The sequence below is a fragment of the Streptomyces sp. NPDC001401 genome, from assembly GCF_042895385.1.
Taxonomy (GTDB): domain Bacteria; phylum Actinomycetota; class Actinomycetes; order Streptomycetales; family Streptomycetaceae; genus Streptomyces.
The window spans coordinates 195,361-214,953 of the sequence record NZ_JBIAWI010000013.1; the positions used below are offsets into that span (position 1 = coordinate 195,361).

General features: G+C 72.3%; 18 protein-coding genes. 6 read left to right on the forward strand and 12 right to left on the reverse strand.

Features of this window, described 5'->3' with window-relative positions; genetic code table 11:
* Positions 1-52: 52 nt before the first annotated feature.
* The 4 genes from ACFY10_RS35970 to ACFY10_RS35985 form a co-directional block, all read right to left on the reverse strand.
* Positions 53-1,483, reverse strand: a complete 1,431-nt coding sequence (locus tag ACFY10_RS35970; RefSeq protein WP_390669442.1) for a hypothetical protein — start codon at positions 1,481-1,483, stop codon at positions 53-55.
* A gap of 104 nt (positions 1,484-1,587) precedes the next feature.
* Complete coding sequence (dmpG, locus tag ACFY10_RS35975; protein ID WP_390669443.1) at positions 1,588-2,607, reverse strand: 4-hydroxy-2-oxovalerate aldolase; 1,020 nt, start codon at positions 2,605-2,607, stop codon at positions 1,588-1,590.
* Positions 2,604-3,584, reverse strand: coding sequence for an acetaldehyde dehydrogenase (acetylating) (locus ACFY10_RS35980; protein ID WP_390669444.1), 981 nt, complete (start codon positions 3,582-3,584; stop codon positions 2,604-2,606). The genes dmpG and ACFY10_RS35980 overlap by 4 nt, the downstream gene beginning before the upstream one ends.
* Complete coding sequence (locus ACFY10_RS35985) at positions 3,581-4,387, reverse strand: 2-keto-4-pentenoate hydratase (protein ID WP_390669445.1); 807 nt, start codon at positions 4,385-4,387, stop codon at positions 3,581-3,583. Before ACFY10_RS35985 ends, ACFY10_RS35980 begins: the two co-directional genes overlap by 4 nt.
* Before the next feature lie 101 nt (positions 4,388-4,488).
* Here ACFY10_RS35985 and ACFY10_RS35990 point away from each other — a divergent pair, with 101 nt between their 5' ends.
* The 3 genes from ACFY10_RS35990 (at position 4,489) to ACFY10_RS36000 (ending at position 7,555) form a co-directional block, all read left to right on the forward strand.
* Positions 4,489-5,211, forward strand: coding sequence for an IclR family transcriptional regulator (locus ACFY10_RS35990; protein ID WP_390669535.1), 723 nt, complete (start codon positions 4,489-4,491; stop codon positions 5,209-5,211).
* 72 nt (positions 5,212-5,283) lie between these two features.
* Complete coding sequence (locus tag ACFY10_RS35995) at positions 5,284-6,489, forward strand: cysteine desulfurase-like protein (protein WP_390669446.1); 1,206 nt, start codon at positions 5,284-5,286, stop codon at positions 6,487-6,489.
* Positions 6,490-6,652: 163 nt separating this feature from the next.
* Positions 6,653-7,555, forward strand: coding sequence for a TIGR01777 family oxidoreductase (locus ACFY10_RS36000; protein WP_390669447.1), 903 nt, complete (start codon positions 6,653-6,655; stop codon positions 7,553-7,555).
* A gap of 33 nt (positions 7,556-7,588) precedes the next feature.
* Here ACFY10_RS36000 and ACFY10_RS36005 read toward each other — a convergent pair whose 3' ends face one another.
* From ACFY10_RS36005 to ACFY10_RS36030, 6 genes are all read right to left on the reverse strand, one after another.
* A complete protein-coding gene (locus ACFY10_RS36005; RefSeq protein ID WP_390669448.1) occupies positions 7,589-8,389 on the reverse strand; it encodes a transglutaminase domain-containing protein in 801 nt (266 codons plus the stop codon).
* Between the two features lie 112 nt (positions 8,390-8,501).
* The gene (locus ACFY10_RS36010; protein WP_390669449.1) at positions 8,502-9,524 is read right to left on the reverse strand and encodes a TolB family protein; all 1,023 of its coding nucleotides are present in this window, start codon (positions 9,522-9,524) and stop codon (positions 8,502-8,504) included.
* Positions 9,521-10,804, reverse strand: a complete 1,284-nt coding sequence (locus ACFY10_RS36015) for an MFS transporter (protein ID WP_390669450.1) — start codon at positions 10,802-10,804, stop codon at positions 9,521-9,523. The genes ACFY10_RS36010 and ACFY10_RS36015 overlap by 4 nt, the downstream gene beginning before the upstream one ends.
* Before the next feature lie 5 nt (positions 10,805-10,809).
* Complete coding sequence (locus tag ACFY10_RS36020) at positions 10,810-11,700, reverse strand: alkaline phosphatase family protein (protein ID WP_390669451.1); 891 nt, start codon at positions 11,698-11,700, stop codon at positions 10,810-10,812.
* Between the two features lie 386 nt (positions 11,701-12,086).
* Entirely contained in the window at positions 12,087-12,977 is an 891-nt protein-coding gene (locus ACFY10_RS36025) for an ornithine cyclodeaminase family protein (RefSeq protein ID WP_390669453.1), read from the reverse strand.
* A 99-nt stretch (positions 12,978-13,076) separates the two neighbouring features.
* On the reverse strand, positions 13,077-13,991 hold the full coding sequence (locus ACFY10_RS36030; protein WP_390669454.1) for a LysR family transcriptional regulator: 915 nt from the start codon (positions 13,989-13,991) through the stop codon (positions 13,077-13,079).
* Positions 13,992-14,124: 133 nt separating this feature from the next.
* Between ACFY10_RS36030 and ACFY10_RS36035 the strand changes: the two genes are divergently transcribed.
* Positions 14,125-15,300, forward strand: a complete 1,176-nt coding sequence (locus ACFY10_RS36035; protein ID WP_390669455.1) for an NAD(P)/FAD-dependent oxidoreductase — start codon at positions 14,125-14,127, stop codon at positions 15,298-15,300.
* 108 nt (positions 15,301-15,408) lie between these two features.
* The gene (locus ACFY10_RS36040; protein ID WP_390669456.1) at positions 15,409-16,938 is read left to right on the forward strand and encodes an aldehyde dehydrogenase family protein; all 1,530 of its coding nucleotides are present in this window, start codon (positions 15,409-15,411) and stop codon (positions 16,936-16,938) included.
* Positions 16,939-16,942: 4 nt separating this feature from the next.
* On the opposite strand, the gene ACFY10_RS36045 is transcribed toward ACFY10_RS36040, so the two are convergent.
* Positions 16,943-17,746 carry a DMT family transporter gene (locus ACFY10_RS36045; protein WP_390669536.1) on the reverse strand — a complete coding sequence of 268 codons (804 nt, stop codon included), beginning with the start codon at positions 17,744-17,746 and terminating at the stop codon, positions 16,943-16,945.
* Between the two features lie 197 nt (positions 17,747-17,943).
* On the opposite strand from ACFY10_RS36045, the gene ACFY10_RS36050 reads away from it, so the two are divergent.
* Positions 17,944-18,801 (forward strand): LysR family transcriptional regulator, encoded by an 858-nt coding sequence (locus tag ACFY10_RS36050; protein WP_390669457.1) that lies wholly within the window; start codon positions 17,944-17,946, stop codon positions 18,799-18,801.
* A gap of 140 nt (positions 18,802-18,941) precedes the next feature.
* Here ACFY10_RS36050 and ACFY10_RS36055 read toward each other — a convergent pair whose 3' ends face one another.
* Positions 18,942-19,514, reverse strand: coding sequence for a TetR/AcrR family transcriptional regulator (locus ACFY10_RS36055; protein ID WP_390669458.1), 573 nt, complete (start codon positions 19,512-19,514; stop codon positions 18,942-18,944).
* Positions 19,515-19,593 lie beyond the last annotated feature (79 nt).

The window sequence follows — 19,593 nt, forward strand, 5'->3', positions numbered from 1 at the left end:
TTTTGGGTTCGTGGTGAGCCGAATGAGCAGGCGCGGGAACAGGGACCGCGGGTCAGTAGAAGGTCGCTTGGCGCAGGCGCAAGCGGCGGGCACGGGGGCGGCGGCGGTCGTCTCGGGGGCGGACACGGGCAGGCGGGTCCTCGGGCCCGATCAGGCCCGCCCTGAACAGCCCGTAGGTGATGCGCCGCTCCGCGGCCGCCTCGAGTTCGTCCCGCAGCGGGCCGTCGCGCAGCGCCGCGTCGGGACCGAGCAGGCCCTCGACGACGGCCAGTGCGCCGGCGATGTCACCGTGGTCCAGGCGTTCACGGACACCCGTGAGACAGTCCGGACGACGGTGGGCCTCGTCGATCGCCTGAAGGCAGGGGAGCGGAGTCCCGGTCAGCGCGACCAGCAGCTCCTCCCGCCGGATTTCGGCCGGCTCGTGGTCCAGCGGAGCCAGTACGCCGTCGACCAGACCGATCCGGTGCCGCGATCCACGGCATTCCACGAGACGCGGATGTCCCCGCGGCTCCGCGGCGCCCGCCGGACCGGGCGAGTGGTCCGGTACGAGCGCGGCGGCGACCAACGGGTGCAGCCGATCGGCCTCGATCGAACCGGTGCGCAGCAGTTCCAGGTCGGGCGGTACCCAGGTTCCCGCATCGGGGAGGACCGGAAGCGCGGAGCCGTACGCGCGCGTGGACCGGGCACCGTCTGCGAGCCGCACCGCCGAGAACTGCCCTCTGAGGTTCACGTCCAGGACCAGTCGATGCCGACCCCCGAGCCGCACGAGGACGGAACCGGTGGGTCCTTGCCGCCCTTCGGCGCGGAGCACAATCCCCGCCTCGGCGGCCCACCGGTCGACGGCGCAGCGATGCCAGTGCGGCACCGTCTTCAGCAACTCCGGTTCCGGTACGAGGTGTTCGGGCTCGGCCGGCCGATCGGCACCGGACCGGATCCGCAGCTCAGCGGCCCTGCTCGCATCCCACAGATGCCGGTGCAGATCGAGACGGAAGCGCCGGCTGGGACGAGGATGCGGATGACGGCGGGCTGCGGCCTCGGAGTGGGATCCGTCCCACAGCCCGAGGCTGATCCGCTGCCCGGCGTCCGCCCAGGCCGGCGGCGTCCGGACCACGAGGTGCACCGGACCCGGTCCGTCGCGCTCCGCCGTGTCGTAGCGGGCCAGGGCGATGGTCAGCCCCGGGCGCAGCAACCCGTCGGGAGCGATCCTCGGCATGTGCCAGCGCAGCAGGTCCGGCGCCAACTGGCGTAGATCCGACCGGACTTGGGCCGCGAGCGCCCGGCCGTGAGTGCCTGCCACGGAGCGCAGACTCAGGTCGACGTCAACGCCTGCGGCGGCACACGCTCCGGCCCAGTCGCCGACGCGGCGCCGGGCGGTCGCGGTCTCGATCAAGGAGGGCGGCACGGCGAACTCGCGCACGCGCAGCCAGAAGGAGAGGCGCCAGGGGGAGAGGGAGGAGTCCCCGTTCGCGTTGTGAGTGTGCATCAGCACTCACCTTGCGCGGACGGGACCCCCAATCTGACAGCAGAGTGAGTAGTCATCGCGGGGATCGTAACCTTCGGCGTACTCGAACTGCCAGAGATTTTCGATCAGGAGGAGGCCTCCGCCCGCGCGACCAGGTCCAGCGCAATGTCGGTGATCATGTCCTCCTGGCCGCCGACCATGGCCCGTCGGCCGACCTCGACGAGGATGCTGCGGGTGTCCAGACCGTGGCGGGCGGCCGCGGTCTCGGCATGGCGCAGAAAGCTGGAGTACACGCCGGCGTAGCCGAGGCTGAGGGTCTCGCGGTCCACCCGTACCTCGCGGTCCTGCAGCGGCCGTACGAGATCGTCGGCCGCGTCCATCAGCGGGAACAGGTCGCAGGCGTGCTGCCAGCCCATGAGGTCGGCGACCGCGACGAACGCCTCCAGCGGGCAGTTGCCCGCCCCCGCGCCCTGCCCGGCGAGGGAGGCGTCGACGCGTATCGCGCCGCTCTCCACGGCGACGACGGAGTTGGCCACTCCCAGGGCGAGGTTGTGATGGGCGTGGATGCCCAACTCCGTCTCCGGGGACAGGACTTCGCGGTAGGCGCGGAAGCGGTCGCGAACGCCGTCCATGGTCAGACGGCCGCCGGAGTCGGTGACATAGACGCAAGTGGCGCCGTACGACTCCATCAGTCCCGCCTGGCGGGCGAGTTCGGCCGGTTCCGCCATGTGGGACATCATCAGGAACCCGGCGACGTCCATGCCCAGCTCGCGGGCCGCGGCGATGTGCTGGGCGGAGATGTCGGCCTCGGTGCAGTGGGTCGCGACACGGACCGAGCGGATGCCCAGGGCGTGCGCCTGCTTGAGGTCGTGGACCGTGCCGATGCCGGGCAGCAGCAGGGTGGTGGGGACCGCCTGCCGTACGGCGTCGGTGACGGCCTCGATCCACTCCCAGTCGGTGTGGGCGCCGACGCCGTAGTTGATGCTGGAGCCGGCCAGGCCGTCGCCGTGGGCGATCTCGATCGCGGCCACGCCGGCCGCGTCCAGGGCGGCCGCGATGGTGCGGGCCTGGCCTGTGGTGTAGCGGTGGCGGACGGCGTGCATGCCGTCCCTGAGGGTGACGTCCTGGATGTACAGGCGGGTCATCGGGAGGCCACCTCCGTGGCGATGGGGGTCGCCTCGCTCGAGCGAAGCCGGGAGTGGGGGAGGGCGGCCATGCGTTCCGCGGTGCGCAGCGCGGCCGAGGTCATGATGTCGAGGTTTCCGGCGTAGGCCGGGAGGTAGTGGGCGGCGCCCTCGACCTCGAGGAAGACGGACACCTTCAGGGCCTCCTCCGCACCCGGCGCGAGGGTGCGCAGGGGGTCGTCGGCGGCCACCCGCTCGTACTGCACCTTCTGCTTGAGCCGGTAGCCGGGCACATACGCCTGGACCCGGCCGACCATCTCCTCGACCGACGCCGTGACGGCCTCGGTGGCGCAGTCGGAGACCAGGCAGTGCACGGTGTCCCGCATGATCAGCGGGGGTTCGGCCGGGTTGAGGACGATGATCGCCTTGCCTTTCGAGGCCCCGCCGACCCGCTCGACGGCGGCGGACGTCGTCTCGGTGAACTCGTCGATGTTCGCCCGGGTGCCGGGGCCCGCCGAGCGGGAGGCGATGGACGCGACGATCTCGCCGTAGTGGACCGGGCCGACCGCGCCCACGGCGGCGACTATCGGGATGGTGGCCTGGCCGCCGCAGGTGACCATGTTGACGTTGGGAGCGTCGAGGTGGGCGTCGCCGTTGACCGGGGGGACGACGTAGGGGCCGAGGGCGGCCGGGGTGAGGTCGACGAGGGTGCGGCCCAGCGGGCGCAGCACCTCGTCGTGGTGGCGGTGGGCGCCGGCCGAGGTCGCGTCGAAGACGATCTCGACGTCGGCGAACTCGTCCAGGGCGACGAGTCCCTCGACGCCCTCGTGGGTGGTGGCGACCTTCAGCCGGCGGGCGCGTGCCAGGCCGTCGGAGGCCGGGTCGATGCCGGCCATCGCGGCGATCTCCAGGCTGTCCGACAGCCGCAGCACCTTGATCATGAGGTCGGTGCCGATGTTGCCGGAGCCGATGATGGCGACCTTCGTCCTGCTGCTCACTGATCGTCCCCTTCCGTGGCGAAGGCCACCCGCACCGAGCCCAGGCCCGAGATACGAGCCTCGAACGCATCGCCAGGGGCGGCCGGGACCATCGGTCCGAGCGCCCCGGTCAGCACCAGGTCGCCCGCGCGCAGCGGATCGCCCCGCTCCGAAAGCGCGGAGGCCAGCCAGACCGCCGCGTTGAGCGGGCCGCCGAGACAGTCGGCACCGGTGCCCTCGGAGACCGTCCCGCCGCCCTTCGCCATGGTCATCGTCACGGTGCGCAGGTCCACGGCGGTCAGCGGCACGGGGGCGGCGCCCAGCACGTACAGGCCGCAGGAGGCGTTGTCGGCGACGGTGTCGAGGAGGGAGATGTCCCATCCCTGCACCCGGCTGTCGACGATCTCCAGGGCGGGCAGCGCGAAGTCGACCGCGCGCAGCACGTCGACGACCGTGCACTCGGCGTGCGGCAGGTCCCGGCCCAGCACCAGCGCGACCTCGGCCTCCACCTTGGGCTGCAGGAGCCGCCCGGCGGCCACCTCGCCGCCGTCGGGCACGGCCATGTCCGCGAACAGTGCGCCGAAGTCCGGCTGGCCCACGCCGAGTTGGGCCTGTACGGCCGGGGAGGTCAGGCCGATCTTGCGGCCGACGATCCGCCGTCCGGCGTCCAGGCAGCGCCGCACATTGAGCTGCTGCACGGCGTAGGCGGACTCGAGGTCGCCGTCGTCGAACAGGTCGCGCACCGGCGGACAGGCGGCCCGGGTACGGGCGGCCTCCGCCAGCAGGTCGGCGGCCTTGACCACGGCAGGTGGAGCGGGCGGCATGCGATACCTCCAGGGGGAGCGGTGGGTCGACTCCGGTATAGACACCGTCGGCGCGAAGCGACAAACTCTGTTCCGTGACACGGAACAACCCCAGCGGCAGCATGCTCGAGAAGGCGGCGCTCATCCTGGAGTGCTTCAGTCCCGGCGGTGGTCCGTTCCGTCTGGCGGAACTTTCCGAGCGGGCGGGGCTGCCCAAGCCCACCGTGCACCGGCTGGCCGCCGACCTCGTCCGGCTGGGCTGGCTGGAGCGGTCGGGCCCGCAGTACCGGCTCGGCGCGAAGCTGTTCGAGCTGGGCTCTCTGGTGCCGCACCGGCTGGATCTGCGGGAGACGGCCCTGCCCTTTCTCCAGGACCTGTTCGAGGCCACCCGCGAGACCGTCCATCTCGGCGTGCGCGAGGGCATGGACGTCGTCTACCTCGAACGCATCCACGGCCACGAGGCCCTCCAGCTGCCCTCCCGCATCGGCGGCAGCCTGCCGCTGAGCTGCACCGCGGTCGGCAAGGCCCTGCTGGCCTTCTCCGGTACCGAACTCACCGAGGAGGTGCTCTCGCGCCCCCTGCCGAGCCTCACGCCCCACTCGATCACCGACCCGGCCCGCCTGCGCATGGCCCTGGAGAAGATCCAGGTCTCCGGCCTCGCCTACGAGGAGCAGGAGGCCGCCCCGGGCGTGAGCTGCATCGCCGCTCCCGTGTTCGCCGGCGGCACCACGGTCGCCGCCCTCTCGGTGGCCGTACCCCGTACCCGCTTCAGCCCCGCCCAGCTGGCCCCCGCGGTACGGACGGCGGCGCTGGGCCTGTCCCGCGTCCTGCGCACAGGTGGCTGACCCGCCTGTTGCCACGGCGCCGCCGATCGCGGAGGATCTTGTGCCCCGGCCCGGTACCCGCAGGAGCTTCCCGTGACGTACGACATCACCGCCATCCGCTCCCAATTCCCCGCCCTGACAGCCGGAACGGCACACTTCGACGGCCCAGGCGGCACCCAGACCCCGCAGCCCGTCATCCGGGCCGTCGCCGACGCACTGTCCAACCCCCTGTCGAACCGGGGTCAGGTGGCGCCGGGGGAGCGCAACGCCGACACCATCGTCACCGGGGCCCGCCGGGCCATGGCCGACCTGCTCGGAGCGGATCCGACGGGGATCGTCTTCGGCCGCAGCGCCACCCAGCTCGCCTACGATTTCTCCCGCACCCTCGCCAAGACCTGGCAGCCGGGGGACGAGGTGGTCGTCACCCGCCTCGACCACGACGCCAACATCCGACCCTGGGTGCAGGCCGCCGCGTCGGCCGGCGCCACCGTGCGCTGGGCCGACTTCGACCCCGCCACCGGGGAGTTGACCCTCGACGACATCCGCGCCGTCCTCTCCCGACGCACCCGGCTGGTCGCCGTCACCGCCGCCTCCAACCTGATCGGCACCCGTCCCGCGGTCGCCGAGATCTCCCGCCTGGCGCACGAGGCGGGGGCGCTCAGCTACGTCGACGGCGTCCACTACGCCGCCCACACGCTGGTCGACCTGGAGGGGCTCGGCGCGGATTTCTTCGCCTGCTCCCCGTACAAGTTCCTCGGCCCGCACCACGGAGTCCTCGCCGCCCGGCCGGAGTTGCTGGAGACCCTGTGGCCGGACAAGCTCCTGCCCTCCACAAACGCGGTCCCCGAGCGCTTCGAACTGGGCACGCTGCCCTATGAGTTGCTCGCGGGAACCACCGCCGCGGTCGACTTCCTCACCCGCCTCGACCCGGACGCCACGGGAACGCGCCGACAGCGCCTGGCCGCCGCGTTCGCCGCGCTCGAAGCGCACGAACACAGCCTGCGCACCCAGATCGACAAGGGACTGTCCTCGCTAGAAGGCATCACGATCCACTCCAGGGCGGCCGACCGCACCCCCACCCTGCTGCTGACGTTCGAAGGCCGCTCCACGACGGACGCCTACCGCTTCCTCGCCGAGCGAGGCGTCCACGCCCCGTCGGGATCCTTCTACGCCATCGAGGCCTCCCGCCGACTCGGCCTCGGCGACACCGGCGGCCTCCGCATGGGCCTCGCGCCCTACAACAGCACGGAGGACGTCGACCGGCTGCTGACCGGGCTGTCCGAGTTCCTCATGCTCTGAGGGGCTATGAGCAGGGGCCGGACGCCTGAATGTGCCGCCCGAGTGGCAGTGCACCCTGGACGCCGACCGCCAGTTGCCGCCCGCTGTTGTGAGAGAACGGGTGTATGTTTGAAGAGTCAAACGCACCGATTGGTTTCCCGCTCCCGGATCGAGGCCGGTTCCCATGCACGTCGTCATCAGTGGTTCCTCAGGGTTGATCGGCGGCGCACTCGCCGCGTCGCTGCTGGCCGACGGTCACCGCGTGACCCGGTTGGTCCGGCGGGAGCCGCAGGGTCGGGCCGACGGAAGCGTCGAGGCGCGCTGGGAGCCGCGCACGGGCGGGGTGGATCCGGCGGTGCTCGACGGCGCGGACGCTGTGGTCGGGCTGGCCGGCGCCGGGGTCGGCGACCGCCGGTGGACCGCCGCGTACAAGAAGGAGATCCGCGAGAGCCGGGTGCGCGGCACCGGCGCTCTGGTCGCGGCGATCGGCGGCTGCGAGAAGCCGCCGGCGGTGTTCGTATCGGGCTCCGCCGTCGGCTACTACGGCGAGACCGGGCAGGCGGTGGTGGACGAGTCGGGCAGGCCGGGGCAGGACTTCCTGGCCGGCGTGTGCCAGGAGTGGGAAGCCGCCGCCGGGGGCGCCCGGGCGGCCGGGACGCGGGTCGTCACCACCCGCTTCGGGATCGTCGTGTCGGCGGCGGGCGGGGCGATGGGCCGTCTGCTGCCGCTGGCCCGGGCGGGGCTCGGTGGGCGGCTGGGCAACGGCCGCCAGTACTGGAGCTACATCTCCCTCCCCGACACGGTCCGCGCCCTGCGCCACATCATCGACACCGACTCGGTCGACGGCCCGGTCAACATGACCACCCCGCACCCCGCGACGAACCGGGACATCACCGCCGCCATCGGCAAGGCCCTGCACCGCCCCACGGTTGTGCCCGTGCCCGGCTTCGCCCTGCGGCTGGTGCTCGGGGAGTTCGCCGACGGCATCCTGATGAGCCAGCGGGTGGTGCCGGGGCGCCTCCTGGACTCGGGCTTCACCTTCGAGCACCCGACCTTCGAGGCCGCCCTGGGCTCGGCGGTCCGCTGACGGCGCCCCGGCGGGCGGCCGCACTGCCGGCTCTCAGGCGCCCGCCGCGAGGCGACGCCCCAGGACGGGCTCGGCCAGGATCCTCGCCGTCCTGCACAGGGTCTGGCCGTGCCGGGCGAAGAGTTCGTCGCGCGAGTCGAAGTGACCCAGGTCCGCCAGGACGTAGGCCGAGAGATCGCACGCGGCGCCGTCGGCCGGGCAGAGCGTCACCCCGTCCCAGTCGATCGCCGTCCTGGACAGCGCCTCGAAGAGCGTCTCGGCACCGGCATTGGTGAAGCCGCCACCACGACCGTCGCTCAACTCGTCGAGGCTGCCGAAGAGTTCCGAGACCGCCAGCCAGTGGGTGGCGGGGCGGGTGGTCGGCGGCAGCTCCTCGAGGCGGAACTCCGGCCAGGCCAGCAGAACCTGGTCCGGGACGATCCGGCGCAGCCGCGGGAATCGCGGATACCAGAACGTCCCGTCGACCAGCAGGCCGCGCACCCGAGTGGCCACCCCGGATGCCCGCGCCACCGCCTCCAGCACGGCCAGCCGCTGGCTGCACGAGCCGCGGCCACGGCGCAGCACCTCGGACACGGGCCGCTCGTCCTGCACCGAGTACACCGGCTGCACGGCTGCGGCGATCACCCGGTGGGCCCGGCGCAGGTCCGCCGTCCGGCGGTCGGGGTCCGTGGCGGCCCCCGAGTCCGCCGTCGTGCCGATCTGCCGAAGCAGGGAAGCGACCTGCGGATGCCGCCAGTCGAGGATCCGCGTCGGGGCGGTGCTCCCCGCCGCCATTCCCCCGCCGGTCGTACCGGCGCGGGGACGACCTCGTGGCGTGAGCAGCGAGCTCGTCATGACCGTGGTCCTCTCGTCCAGTGCCCCCGATGGCCAGACGTATCATCGCGGATTAATTGAACATGTTCAACTGTGCTGCGGTCGCCCCGCGGCAACCACTGCGGGCGGCCCGTCACCCCAGGTAGGCGGGGGCGACGGCCGACGTCATCAGCCGGCGGGCCGTGCCGCTGCCGTCGGCCGGGACGGTCCACAGGTCCGAGCCGTAGTCGCCGGGGAGGGCGTAGACGAGGGTGGAGTTGTCGGACCACAGAGCCTGGTCGTCGATGTTGCGCTGCTCGGCGGTCGAGGTCTCCGTCATGGTGCGCAGGTTCAGGACGTACAGCCGCCAGGGGGCGTCGGGTGAGGCTCCCTTGATGCGTTTCTTGTAGGCGATGCGGGTGCCGTCGGGCGAGAGGGAGGGGCATTCGACGTTGGGGTGCACGGTGGTGAGGGTGCGTGCGCCGACGTCTCCTCGTACGAGGTAGGTCTTGCCGCCCGTCGCCAGCGTGGCGTAGAAGCGGTTGTCGTCGGCGAAGGTGACGCCCCAGACGTTGGTGTCCGCGGCGCGGTAGGTCCGGCCGTCCTTGATGATGCGGAAGGTCTCCAGGTTGTCGTCGATCTTCCAGGTGCGGGTGTCGACGACGGCGGTGCGGGTGGAGAACTTGGTGCCGGCGTAGGAGTCGCCGCTGACGAAGACCGTCCAGGCCACCATGTGGCCGGAGGGCGAGACCCGGGCCCGGGTGGGGATGCCCGCGGCGGGGAAGCGGTGCAGCTCGTGCAGGTGCGCGTCGAGCACCACCGCCCGGTAGGTGTCCCGCAGCGTGCCGTGCACGGCCTGCAGGCAGATGCCGGTACCGGCCGCCGCATGGAAGCGCAGGCACTTGACGCCGGACGCGGTGCGCGGTCCTTGCGGATCGTCGGCGGGCACGGTGGCGATCTCGTCGCGGTGCGGGCCCCAGGCCAGGTTGCGCACCAGCAGCCGGCGGTCGGCCGTCGGCCGGAGCGAGACGGTCCCGGTCTTCACGGTGGGACCGTTCGCCTGCTGCTGGTCCTTCATGCCCGACCGGTGGGCGGCGTACAGCACCGCCCCGGTGCCGACGCCGCCGAGCAGCAGGACGGCGGCCAGCAGGATCACCAGACGGGTGGTTCGGGTCATACGGACACCTCGGCGGGGGACGCTTGGTCGGCGGGGCGAAGGACGAACGAGGCCACGACGGCGCTGACGGCCAGGGCGGCGGCGGTGACGGCGAGCGCGGTGCGGCCGCCCCACAGGCTCCAGGCCGCGCCGAAGGCGAGCGAGCAGGCGAACCGCGCCAGCGCCTGGCCGGTGCCCACCAGCGCCTGCCCGGCGCCCTGATGCTGCGCCGGCACGGCTCCGGCGGTGGCGGCCGCAAGAACCCCGTCGGTGGCCGCGTAGAACGTGCCGTGCAGCACAAGGACGGCGACCACGGCGGGAATGCCGTGCCAGGGGGAGAGCACCAGGCCGTAGCCGAGCAGCAGGACCCCGTGGCCGGCCAGGAAGAGCCGACGGCGGCTGATGCGGTCGGCGAGTGCGCCGAGCGGGACGGCGAGCAGCAGGAAGACGGCGGCAGTGCCCAGCGGCAGCAGCGGGAACAGGTCGGCCGACAGGTCCCCGTCGCGCTGGAGCAGCAGATAGAGGAAGGAGTCGCTGACGGTGGTGAGACCGAGCAGGGCCGCGCACACGGTGAGCCGGCGCAGCTCCGGGCGGCGCAGCAGGCCCAGCGAGTCGCGCAGCGCCGGCCGGGCCGGCTCGGGCAGCTGTACGGCACCGGCGGGGTCGACACGGCGGGGCACGAACAGCACCAGCACCAGGACCCCGAGCACGGCGATGCAGCCGCTGACCGCGAAGACCGCGTCGTAGCCGTCGACGGTGGCCCGCAGTACCGCGAAGGCGACGAGCGGGCCGAGCAGCGCGCCGGTGGTGTCCATGGCGCGGTGCACCCCGAACGCCCTTCCCCGGTGCTCGGGTTCGGTGGCCAGCGAGATCATCGCGTCCCGGGGGGCGGTGCGCAGCCCCTTGCCGGTGCGGTCGACCGCGAGCACGGCACTGAGTACGGGGAGGGTGTGGGCGAGCAGCAGCAGCGGCTTGCACAGCGCCGACAGGCCGTAGCCGAAGCCCGCAATGACCTTGTGGCGGCGGCCGCCCCCGTCGGCGAGATGGCCGCCGGCCAGCCTGACCAGCGCCCCCACGCCGTTGTTGATGCCGTCGAGGAGACCGAAGCCGAGGGGCGACAGTCCCAGGCCCGCGACCACGTAGAGCGGCAGGACGGCCGTGACCATCTCCGAGGAGACGTCCGTGATCAGGCTGACCGCACCCAGGGCCAGCACGGTGCCGGGGACAGCGGCCGGCCGCCGCCCCGGACGGGTGTCCGGGGCGACGGCGGCCTTGGTGCTGCGGGAGTCCGCGAGATACACGGGCGTCAGTTCCAGATGCCGGTGATGTCGGACGCCGAGGCGGCGTTGCCCGCGTGGGCGCTCAGCCCGGCCAGGTCCTCCACCGTGCGCAGGACGTTGTAGTGGTTGTAGGTGGTCGAGCTGGAGCTCCCCGGGGTGACGTGCTGCCCGTAGAAGACGGTCGGGATGCGGTTGCCGGACAGCTTGTTGTCCTCGTCGAAGGTGACGGCGAGGATGCTGTTGTGCGTCTGGGCCCAAGTGGCGTACGCGCCCAGGTTGTTCTTGATCCAGGTGTCGCCCGTGGCGACCGAGCAGTCGTGCATGTCGCTGCACAGGTTCGGGACGACGAAGGAGACCTTCGGCAGGGTCGTGTAGTCGGTCGGGAACTGCGCGAAGGTCATCGCGGTGTTCGTCGGCACGTTGGAGAAGCCGAACCACGGGTTGTGCTTCTGCGCGTAGTTGCCGCTGCTGCAGGTCGTCGAACCCTGGCTGGGCAGCGACTCGTTGTAGCTCTTCCAGGTCTTGCCCGCGGCGATCAGCTCGGAGGCGAGGTTCGGCGCGGAGATGGACCCGACGCCGACACAACTGTCGTCGGTGCGGCCCTGGTTGGAGCCCGAGAAGAGCATGTAGTAGTTCGGCTCACTGGGGTGGGTGAGACCGTAGGACTGGGTGAGGTTGGCGCCACCCGCCTTGAGGGTGTTGTTGATGTACGGGGCGCTGGAGCTTCCGATCACCTGCGAGTAGGCGTGGTTCTCCATCACCACGACCACCACGTGGTCGGGGGTCGGGAGAGCGGCGGCCTGAGCGGTGGAGGCCGTTGCGGCCCACACGCCGATCGACGTGGCGGTGAGGGCGACGGCCCCGGCGAGTGCGGCGAGGGGGTGCCTGGTGCGCTTGGAAGCCTTTACGGCGGTCATGACTGTCCTCCGGACAGAGGTGACGGGCACGTGCGGGGGGAGGCGGCGCCGTAACCCTAGAAGCCCCGGGCCGGTACTGCGTGAAGCACAGACGAACGGTGGACCATGCCAGGCAAAGATCACCCCACGCATAGGTCATGCACAGGTCATGCGTGGTCGGAGTCCACCGCGGAAGTCCGTATTTGTGCTGGTCGCAGCCACGGGCGCCGAGCGATGGGATCCGCGACCGTAGCGATCGGAGAGGTCCGAGTCCGCCCTCCCGACTCGTGCCCGCCCGCCGGCCGATACGCGACATACAGTCCGGGTACCCCGACCTCCGGCTCCGTTCAGGAGTCATCGAGGCATCGGCCGAGTACCGCGCCCGGCGTCCCCGGCCACCACCGCCGTCATGCCCGCGCCGCCTCGAAGTGGGCGGCGGCGACCACCAGGTCCTGCCAGGCCATGCCCACGCTCTTGAACAACCGCGGCCGCTGCGGCGGGAGTTGGGCCTTGCCCCGCACGAGATCGGCGAGGCCGACCAGCGTGTCGGGATCGATCGCCCCTGCCTGCACGGCCAGTACGATGTCGCCGGCCTCGCGCAGCGCGGCCGAAACCGCCTCCACCACAACCGTGGAACGGCCGACAGCCGTCTCGTCGACCTCCCGGGCGTCCGGCTCGTGCGATCCGACGGCCACCACGGTCGCGTGCGCGGGCAGCAGCGATCCGTCGAACAGCGGCGTGCGTGCCGTGGTGCAGCAGGCCACGACGTCCGCGTCCGCCACATCGTCCGCACTGCCGACTCGCGCCCCGATGTCATCGGCGAACGCGCGCGTGCGCTCGGCGTCCCGGCCGACGACCACGACGTCCCGGATCGGCCGGACGCACCTCAGGGCCTCGAGGTGCGACCGTGCCTGCGGCCCCGTCCCGAACAGCACCAGTCGGCTCGCGTCCGGTGCGGCGAGCGCGTCGGCGGCCACGGCCGACACCGCCGCGGTGCGTACGTTGGTGAGCGCGATCCCGTCCAGCAGGGCCAGCGGGGTGAGGGTCTCGCCGTCCAGCAGAAGGTAGTTGCCCTGGATCCGTGGCAGTTCCCGCGCCGGGTTGTCCGGTGCCACGGTCACCACCTTGACTCCGGCGTAGGCGCCCCAGTGGGCGGGCATGAGCAGGAGCTGCCCCTGCGGCACCGGGACGGCCGAACGCGGCGGACCGGCCTCCGGGTCGAGCCCGTCGAGCAGGCTCGCACGCAGCGCGCCGATCGCCGCCGCCATGGGCGGCGCGCCCTCCAGAACGGTGATCACAGCTGGAAACCCTCCTAGCTCACCAGTCATCTCCGACCGGTTCCTCCCCACGATGTGGGCCGGACAGGCACACCCGGTGCAGGCCGGCTGATGCCTGTTCTACGTCTGCATGCCGCGCCGGGTCCCGGTCACCGCCCGCAGTACCTCGACCAGCGCGGCCACCGTCGGCCGGTGCTCGGCGGTGGAGCGGAACACCACGACGATGTGCCGTTCGACCGTCTCGCGCAGCCTCACCACATCGAAGCGGGAGGCGCGCAGCCTGAGCATCAGCTCCGTCACGGTGCTGATCCCGATGCCCGCCTCGACCAGTGCCAGGGTGGCCGCGGTGTCGGTCACCTCGTGCTGGACGTCGGGTTCGATGCCGGCCCGCCGGCAGGCGGTGCGCACGGCACGGCCGTAGTAGCTGTCGGGGGAGGGCAGGATCCAGCCCAGGTTCCGGGTGTCGGCCAGGGCCACCTCCGCGCGGCCGTCCAGCCACCCGGTGGGCACCGCGAGGGAGAACCGCTCCCGGTCCAGCTGCATCACCCGCAGGGATGGATCGCGCGGGATGGGCACATCGGGGTAGTCCAGGCCGAGCGCCAGGTCCACGGCCCCGGAGGCGACGGCGTCGTACACCTCGTCCACGTCCATGTCGCGGCTGTGCACGGCGAGCCCGGCATGCGCCTCGCGCACCCGCTGCAGGGCCGGCGGCAGGATCTCGGCGGCGGCCGTGGCGAACAGCCCCACCACCAGCACCCCGGAGATCTCGCCCCGGCTGCGCTCCAGCGCCTGGACGGCCTCGGCCTCCGTGGACAGGATCCGCTCGGCGTGCCGGGCCAGCGTCATCCCGGCGTCGGTCAGCTCCACCCGCCGCCCGACCCGCCGCAGCAGCTCCATGCCCGTGGCCTTCTCCAGCGCGGCGATCTGCTGCGAGACGCCGCCGGGCGTGTACCCGAGCGCCCGAGCCACCGCGGTGATGGTTCCGCGCCTGGTCAGCTCCACCAGGGAACGCAGCTGGGAACTCGTCCAGTCCATATAGGGACACTAATAGATCAGGCGCAGTAACTGTTCATGGACTTCAAAGGTCGGGTTGCGTCACCATGACGGACGGGCACACAGCTGATCAGCGTCTCGCCACTCACTGACAGCCTTCGGAAGGGACGGCCCCTTGTCCTCCTCATCCACCTTCCGCTCCGTTCCGCCGACCGCAGACGTCGTGATCATCGGCGGCGGCGTGATGGGCGCCAGTGCCGCGTTCCACCTCGCCGAGGCGGGGGTGAGGGACATCGTCGTCGTCGAGCGTGGCGAGCTGGCCTGCGGCAGCTCGGGCAAACCGATCGGCGGCGTCCGCGCCCAGTTCTCCGACCCGCTCAACATCGAGCTGGGCAGCCGCAGTCTTCGCGCATACGCCGACTTCCCGCATCGCCCCGGCGCCGACATCCGCCTCGACACCGTCGGCTACCTCTTCCTGCTCACCACCGACCGGCAGGCCGCGGACTTCGAGGCCAGTGTCAGGACCCAGAACGCGCTCGACGTCCCCACCCGCATGATCACTCCGGACGAGGCCCGCCGCCTGTGCCCCTACGTCAGCACCGACGGACTCGTGGCCGCCGCCTACTCGCCCATCGACGGCCACGCCCGCCCCGGCCTGGTCGTGAACGGATACGCCGACGCCGCCGCCCGGGCCGGGGTCACCTTCGCCACGCACACCGCCGTGACCGGCATCGACACCGCAGGCGACCGCGTCACCGCCGTCCACACCGACCGCGGCCGCATCGACTGCAACGCCGTCATCTGTACGGCGGGCGCCTGGTCGGCCCAGATCGGCGACATGGCCGGCATCCACCTCCCGGTCCGGCCGGTACGCCGCCAACTCGCCTTCACCGAACGGCTCGTGCCCCCGGCGCCCCGGATCCCCTTCACCATCGACTTCACGTCGTCGGCCTACTTCCACAACAGCGACGACGGCCTGCTGTTCGGCCTCGCCGACCCCCGCCAGCCCGACGGCTTCGACACCACCTGGACCCCGGAGTGGCTCGAGCTCTTCCGGGACGCGGTACGGCAACGGGCCCCCGAACTGGCCGACATGAGGACCGTCGGCGGCTGGGCCGGTCTCTACGAGGTCACCCCCGACCACAACGCCCTCATCGGCCGCTCCGGCGAACTCGTCAACTTCCTCTACGCCACCGGGTTTTCGGGCCACGGCTTCCTGCAGGCCCCCGCCGTCGGCGAGATCCTGCGCGACCTCCACCTGGACCGCGCACCCTTCGCCGACATCTCCCCGCTCAGCGCCGACCGCTTCCGCTCCGGAGCCGAGACCCGCCCCGAAGCCCACGTGGTGTGACTCCCCCGATCGACACCCAGTCCCTCGCCCAGGTCGCCAGGGAGCTGCAACTCGACGCCCCGCTCAGCCGACCCGTCCTCCTCACTCACCGAACCCCAAGGGAGCGCCATGACCAGCACCACCCTGCCCGGCACCGAAGAGCTGTGCGCCCGCGCCCGTACGAGCCTGGAGCGCATCGGCGTCACCGTCCCCGAAGGCGCCGACTTCCGGGCGCGCACGCCGATCACCGGCGAGGACCTCTTCGGACTCACGGCCGCGACCGCCGCCGACACCGAGGAAGCCGTCACGGCCACCCGCGAGGCCTTCCTGACCTGGCGCACCACCCCGGCCCCGCGCCGCGGCGAACTCGTGCGCCGCCTGGGCGAGTTGCTGCGCGACCACAAGAGCGACCTGGCCGACCTCATCACCATCGAAGCGGGCAAGATCCGCTCCGAGGCGCTCGGCGAGGTCCAGGAGATGATCGACATCTGCGACTTCGCGGTCGGCCTGTCCCGCCAGCTCTACGGCCGCACCATCGCCTCCGAACGCCCCGGCCACCGCCTGGCCGAGACCTGGCACCCGCTGGGTGTCGTGGGCGTCATCTCCGCGTTCAACTTCCCGGCAGCCGTGTGGTCGTGGAACACCGCCGTGGCGCTGGCCTGCGGCGATACGGTGATCTGGAAGCCGTCCGAGCTGACCCCGCTCATTTCCCTGGCCTGCGACCGGCTCCTGACCCAGGCCGCCGAAGAGGTCGGCGCCCCGCGCGACGTGCACCGTCTCCTCCTCGGCGACCGCACCATCGGCGAGCAACTCGTGGACGACCCGCGCGTCGCCCTCGTCAGCGCCACCGGCTCCACCCGCATGGGCCGCGAGGTCGGCCCCCGCGTCGCGGCCCGCTTCGGCCGCAGCCTGCTGGAGCTCGGCGGCAACAACGCCGCCGTCGTCGCGCCCTCCGCCGATCTCGACCTCGCCGTGCAGGGCATCGTCTTCGCCGCGGCCGGCACCGCGGGCCAGCGCTGCACGACCCTGCGCCGTCTCATCGTGCACCGCGACATCGCCGACACGCTCGTCGCACGGCTCACGGCCGCGTACGCCAAGCTCCCCATCGGCGACCCCTTCGACGAGAACACCCTCGTCGGACCGCTCATCTCCGCCAAGGCCCTCGACGGCATGCAGGACGCCGTCACCCGCGCCCAGGCGCAGGGCGGCAAGATCCTGGTCGGCGGCGAGCGCCGCCTGGCCGACGCCGCGCCCCGCGCCGCCTACGTCGAACCGGTCGTCGTCCGCATCGACGAACAGACCGACGTCGTACGCGAGGAGACCTTCGCGCCGATCCTCTACGTCCTGACCTACGACACGCTGGAGGAGGCCATCGCCCTGCACAACGACGTCCCGCAGGGCCTGTCCTCGAGCATCTTCACCCGCGACCAGCAGGAAGCGGAGCTCTTCCTCTCCGCCGAGGGCTCCGACTGCGGCATCGCCAACGTCAACATCGGCACCTCCGGCGCGGAGATCGGGGGCGCCTTCGGCGGGGAGAAGGAGACGGGCGGCGGCCGCGAGTCGGGCTCCGACGCCTGGCGCGCCTACATGCGGTCGGCCACCAACACCATCAACTACTCCGGCCGACTCGCCCTGGCCCAGAACGTCAGCTTCCTCTAGCGGTTCAACCGCGCCGCAGCAGAATGCTCAGGCTGTTGGCGGCGACGATGGCGCCGATGCTCGCCCACTCCGTCCAGCCCAGGTTCTGGCCGAGGCCGACCCACCCGACGACGGCGGCGAGGACGGGATTGACACTCATGAACAGACCGAACGCCTGAGCCGGCACCCGGCGCAGAGTGAACAGGTCCGCGAGATACGGCACCGCCGAGGAGAGCACCCCGGCCGCCACGGCGCAACCCACCGCCGTGGCGGCCGGCGGATGCCGCAGGACGACGGCGACACCGATCGGCAGGAACAGCAGGGCGGAGACGCCGGCGGCCGCCGCGGACCCCTCGGCACCCGGGATACGGCGGCCGACGGTGCGGTTGAGCAGGATGTACGAGGCCCAGCAGACGGCGGCGAGCAGCCCCAGGCCCATGCCGAGGTAGTCGGCGGAGGGCTGCGGGCGCAGCAGCGTGACCACACCGGCCGCGGCGATCACCGCACAGCAGGCGTCCACGCGATTGCGGGTGGCGGCCAGCGCGATGGCGAGCGGGCCGAGGAACTCCAGGGTCACCGCGAGCCCGAGACCGATGCGGTCGACGGCGCTGTACAGCGACAGGTTCATCGTGCCGAAGACCACGGCCAGCAGCAGCACCGGCTGCCACTGACGCCAGGTGAAGTCACGCAGCCGTGGCCGGCCCACGGCCAGCAGGACGATCGCGGCGACGTACTGGCGGACCGCGACGACCCCGACCGGGCCGAGGACGGGGAAGGCGAGGGAGCCGACCGCGGCGCCGGTCTGGTTGGACAGACCGCTGCCGACCATCGTGACCACGCCGAGGAGACGATGCCGGTCAGGCCCGGAGGAGGGCAACGCCGGATCGGCGCCGGGGCGTTCGGGAACGGGGGGCTGCGCAGCGGCTGGGACCGGGGCTGAGGCAGATGCGGGTGCCATGGCCCGATCATGCGCAGGAAGATGACTTGCACAAAATGCACCTGGAGCTCGATCTATACGCTTGAGTCATGGATGTGGAACTCCGGCAGTTGCGCTGTCTCGTCGCGATCGTCGACGAAGGCACCTTCACCGACGCGGCCATCGCGCTCGGCGTCTCCCAGGCCGCCGTGTCCCGGACGCTCGCCTCGCTCGAACGGGCCCTGGGCGTACGGCTGTTGCGCCGCACCTCGCGCGAGGTGGCACCGACCGCGACGGGGCTGCGGGTGGTGGCCCAGGCCCGGCGGGTGCTCGGCGAGGTGGACGACCTGGTCCAGACGGCCACCTCGGGCCACACCAGCCTGCGTATCGGCTACGCCTGGTCGGCGCTGGGCCGGCACACGTCCGCCTTCCAGCGCCGCTGGGCGCAGGCCCACCCCGACACGGACCTGCACCTGGTCCGGGTCAATTCCGCCACCGCAGGGCTGGCGGACGGCGCCTGCGACCTCGCCGTGGTGCGCAGACCGCTGGGGGAGGACCGGCGCTTCGACTGCGCCATCGTCGGCCTGGAGCGCCGGTTGTGCGCGATGGCCGCCGACGACCCTCTCGCCGGGCGGCGCTCGGTCCGGCTCGGCGACCTCAGCGGACGCACCCTGCTGATCGACCGGCGCACCGGAACCACCACCGCCGACCTGTGGCCGCCGGACGCCCGGCCGGCCACCGAGGAGACACACGACGTCGACGACTGGCTGACCGTGATCTCCAGCGGCCGGGCCATCGGCGTGACCGCGGAGTCGACCGCCCACCAGTACCCGCGCCCCGGCGTCGTCTACCGCCCGGTCCGCGACGCCGAACCCATCGCCGTACGCCTCGCCTGGTGGCGCAACGACCCGCACCCCGCCACCCCCGCCGCGATCGAACTGCTCACCACGCTGTACCGAAACGGCTGACCGGCCAAGGGAGTTCAGGCCATCGCGGGGAGTGCGGCAGGCCGGGGGCCGCAGCTGTCCGGCGCTGTTCGTCCGCGCGGCCCGCTGCCGATCGGCGGCTTCCTCGCCTCCCGCCGCGGCGTGCGCGAGCCCGGGCACGGTCAACGGCGTCGATATCGCGCGGTGACGTCCGCGAGGTAGCCGCGCAGCATGACCTTGGCCTCGTCCAGGAGTTCCACGTCCCCCTCGGCGTCCCGCCGGAACGCCTCCTGCGCCAGCGCGTCTGCCGCCAGGACCGCCGCGTGGCAGGCGCGGGCGAGAGTCTCGTCGTCGCCGGCCATGTCGAGCGCGAGCAGGACGCGCCGGATTCCGCCGGCCATACGGCGCTTGTGCTCGCGGTCCGCGGCACGGGTCCGCTCGGTCAGTCCGCTGCCGAACCACAGGGCCCGGAAGCCGTGTTCGGTGCGGTAGATCCCGGCGAACGCGTCGACGAGCACGCCCACCGGGTCGTCCCAGCGCTCTGCCGTCGCGGCCTGGACGAAGCCGTCCATGGCGGCCTCGAGTTTCGCGAAGTAGCCGGCCGCCAGGGCGTCGATGATCGCGTCGCGGTCGGGCAGGTACTGATACAGCGAACCGACCGACACCTTGGCCTCCGCGGCGACACGGGTCGTGGTCAGCGCCTCGACCCCCTCACCGATCAGGACGCGCTCGGCGGCCTCCAGAACCCTCGCCAAGCGCGCTCTGCTGCGCGCCTGTTGGGGCGTACGGCGCAGGGGAGCTGCCCCGCTGACATCCGCGGTCGGCTCGCCCACC

Excerpts from the sequence above, each read along its gene's own strand:
- ACFY10_RS35990 (WP_390669535.1), top strand. The coding sequence starts at position 4,489 with ATGCTCGAGAAGGCGGCGCTCATCCTGGAGTGCTTCAGTCCCGGCGGT.
- ACFY10_RS35970 (WP_390669442.1), bottom strand. The coding sequence starts at position 1,483 with ATGCACACTCACAACGCGAACGGGGACTCCTCCCTCTCCCCCTGGCGC.
- ACFY10_RS36005 (WP_390669448.1), bottom strand. The coding sequence starts at position 8,389 with ATGACGAGCTCGCTGCTCACGCCACGAGGTCGTCCCCGCGCCGGTACG.
- ACFY10_RS36045 (WP_390669536.1), bottom strand. The coding sequence starts at position 17,746 with ATGGTCGGCAGCGGTCTGTCCAACCAGACCGGCGCCGCGGTCGGCTCC.
- ACFY10_RS36020 (WP_390669451.1), bottom strand. The coding sequence starts at position 11,700 with ATGACCGCCGTAAAGGCTTCCAAGCGCACCAGGCACCCCCTCGCCGCA.
- ACFY10_RS36030 (WP_390669454.1), bottom strand. The coding sequence starts at position 13,991 with ATGGACTGGACGAGTTCCCAGCTGCGTTCCCTGGTGGAGCTGACCAGG.
- dmpG (WP_390669443.1), bottom strand. The coding sequence starts at position 2,607 with ATGACCCGCCTGTACATCCAGGACGTCACCCTCAGGGACGGCATGCAC.
- ACFY10_RS36000 (WP_390669447.1), top strand. The coding sequence starts at position 6,653 with ATGCACGTCGTCATCAGTGGTTCCTCAGGGTTGATCGGCGGCGCACTC.
- ACFY10_RS36050 (WP_390669457.1), top strand. The coding sequence starts at position 17,944 with ATGGATGTGGAACTCCGGCAGTTGCGCTGTCTCGTCGCGATCGTCGAC.
- ACFY10_RS36010 (WP_390669449.1), bottom strand. The coding sequence starts at position 9,524 with ATGACCCGAACCACCCGTCTGGTGATCCTGCTGGCCGCCGTCCTGCTG.
- ACFY10_RS36040 (WP_390669456.1), top strand. The coding sequence starts at position 15,409 with ATGACCAGCACCACCCTGCCCGGCACCGAAGAGCTGTGCGCCCGCGCC.
- ACFY10_RS35985 (WP_390669445.1), bottom strand. The coding sequence starts at position 4,387 with ATGCCGCCCGCTCCACCTGCCGTGGTCAAGGCCGCCGACCTGCTGGCG.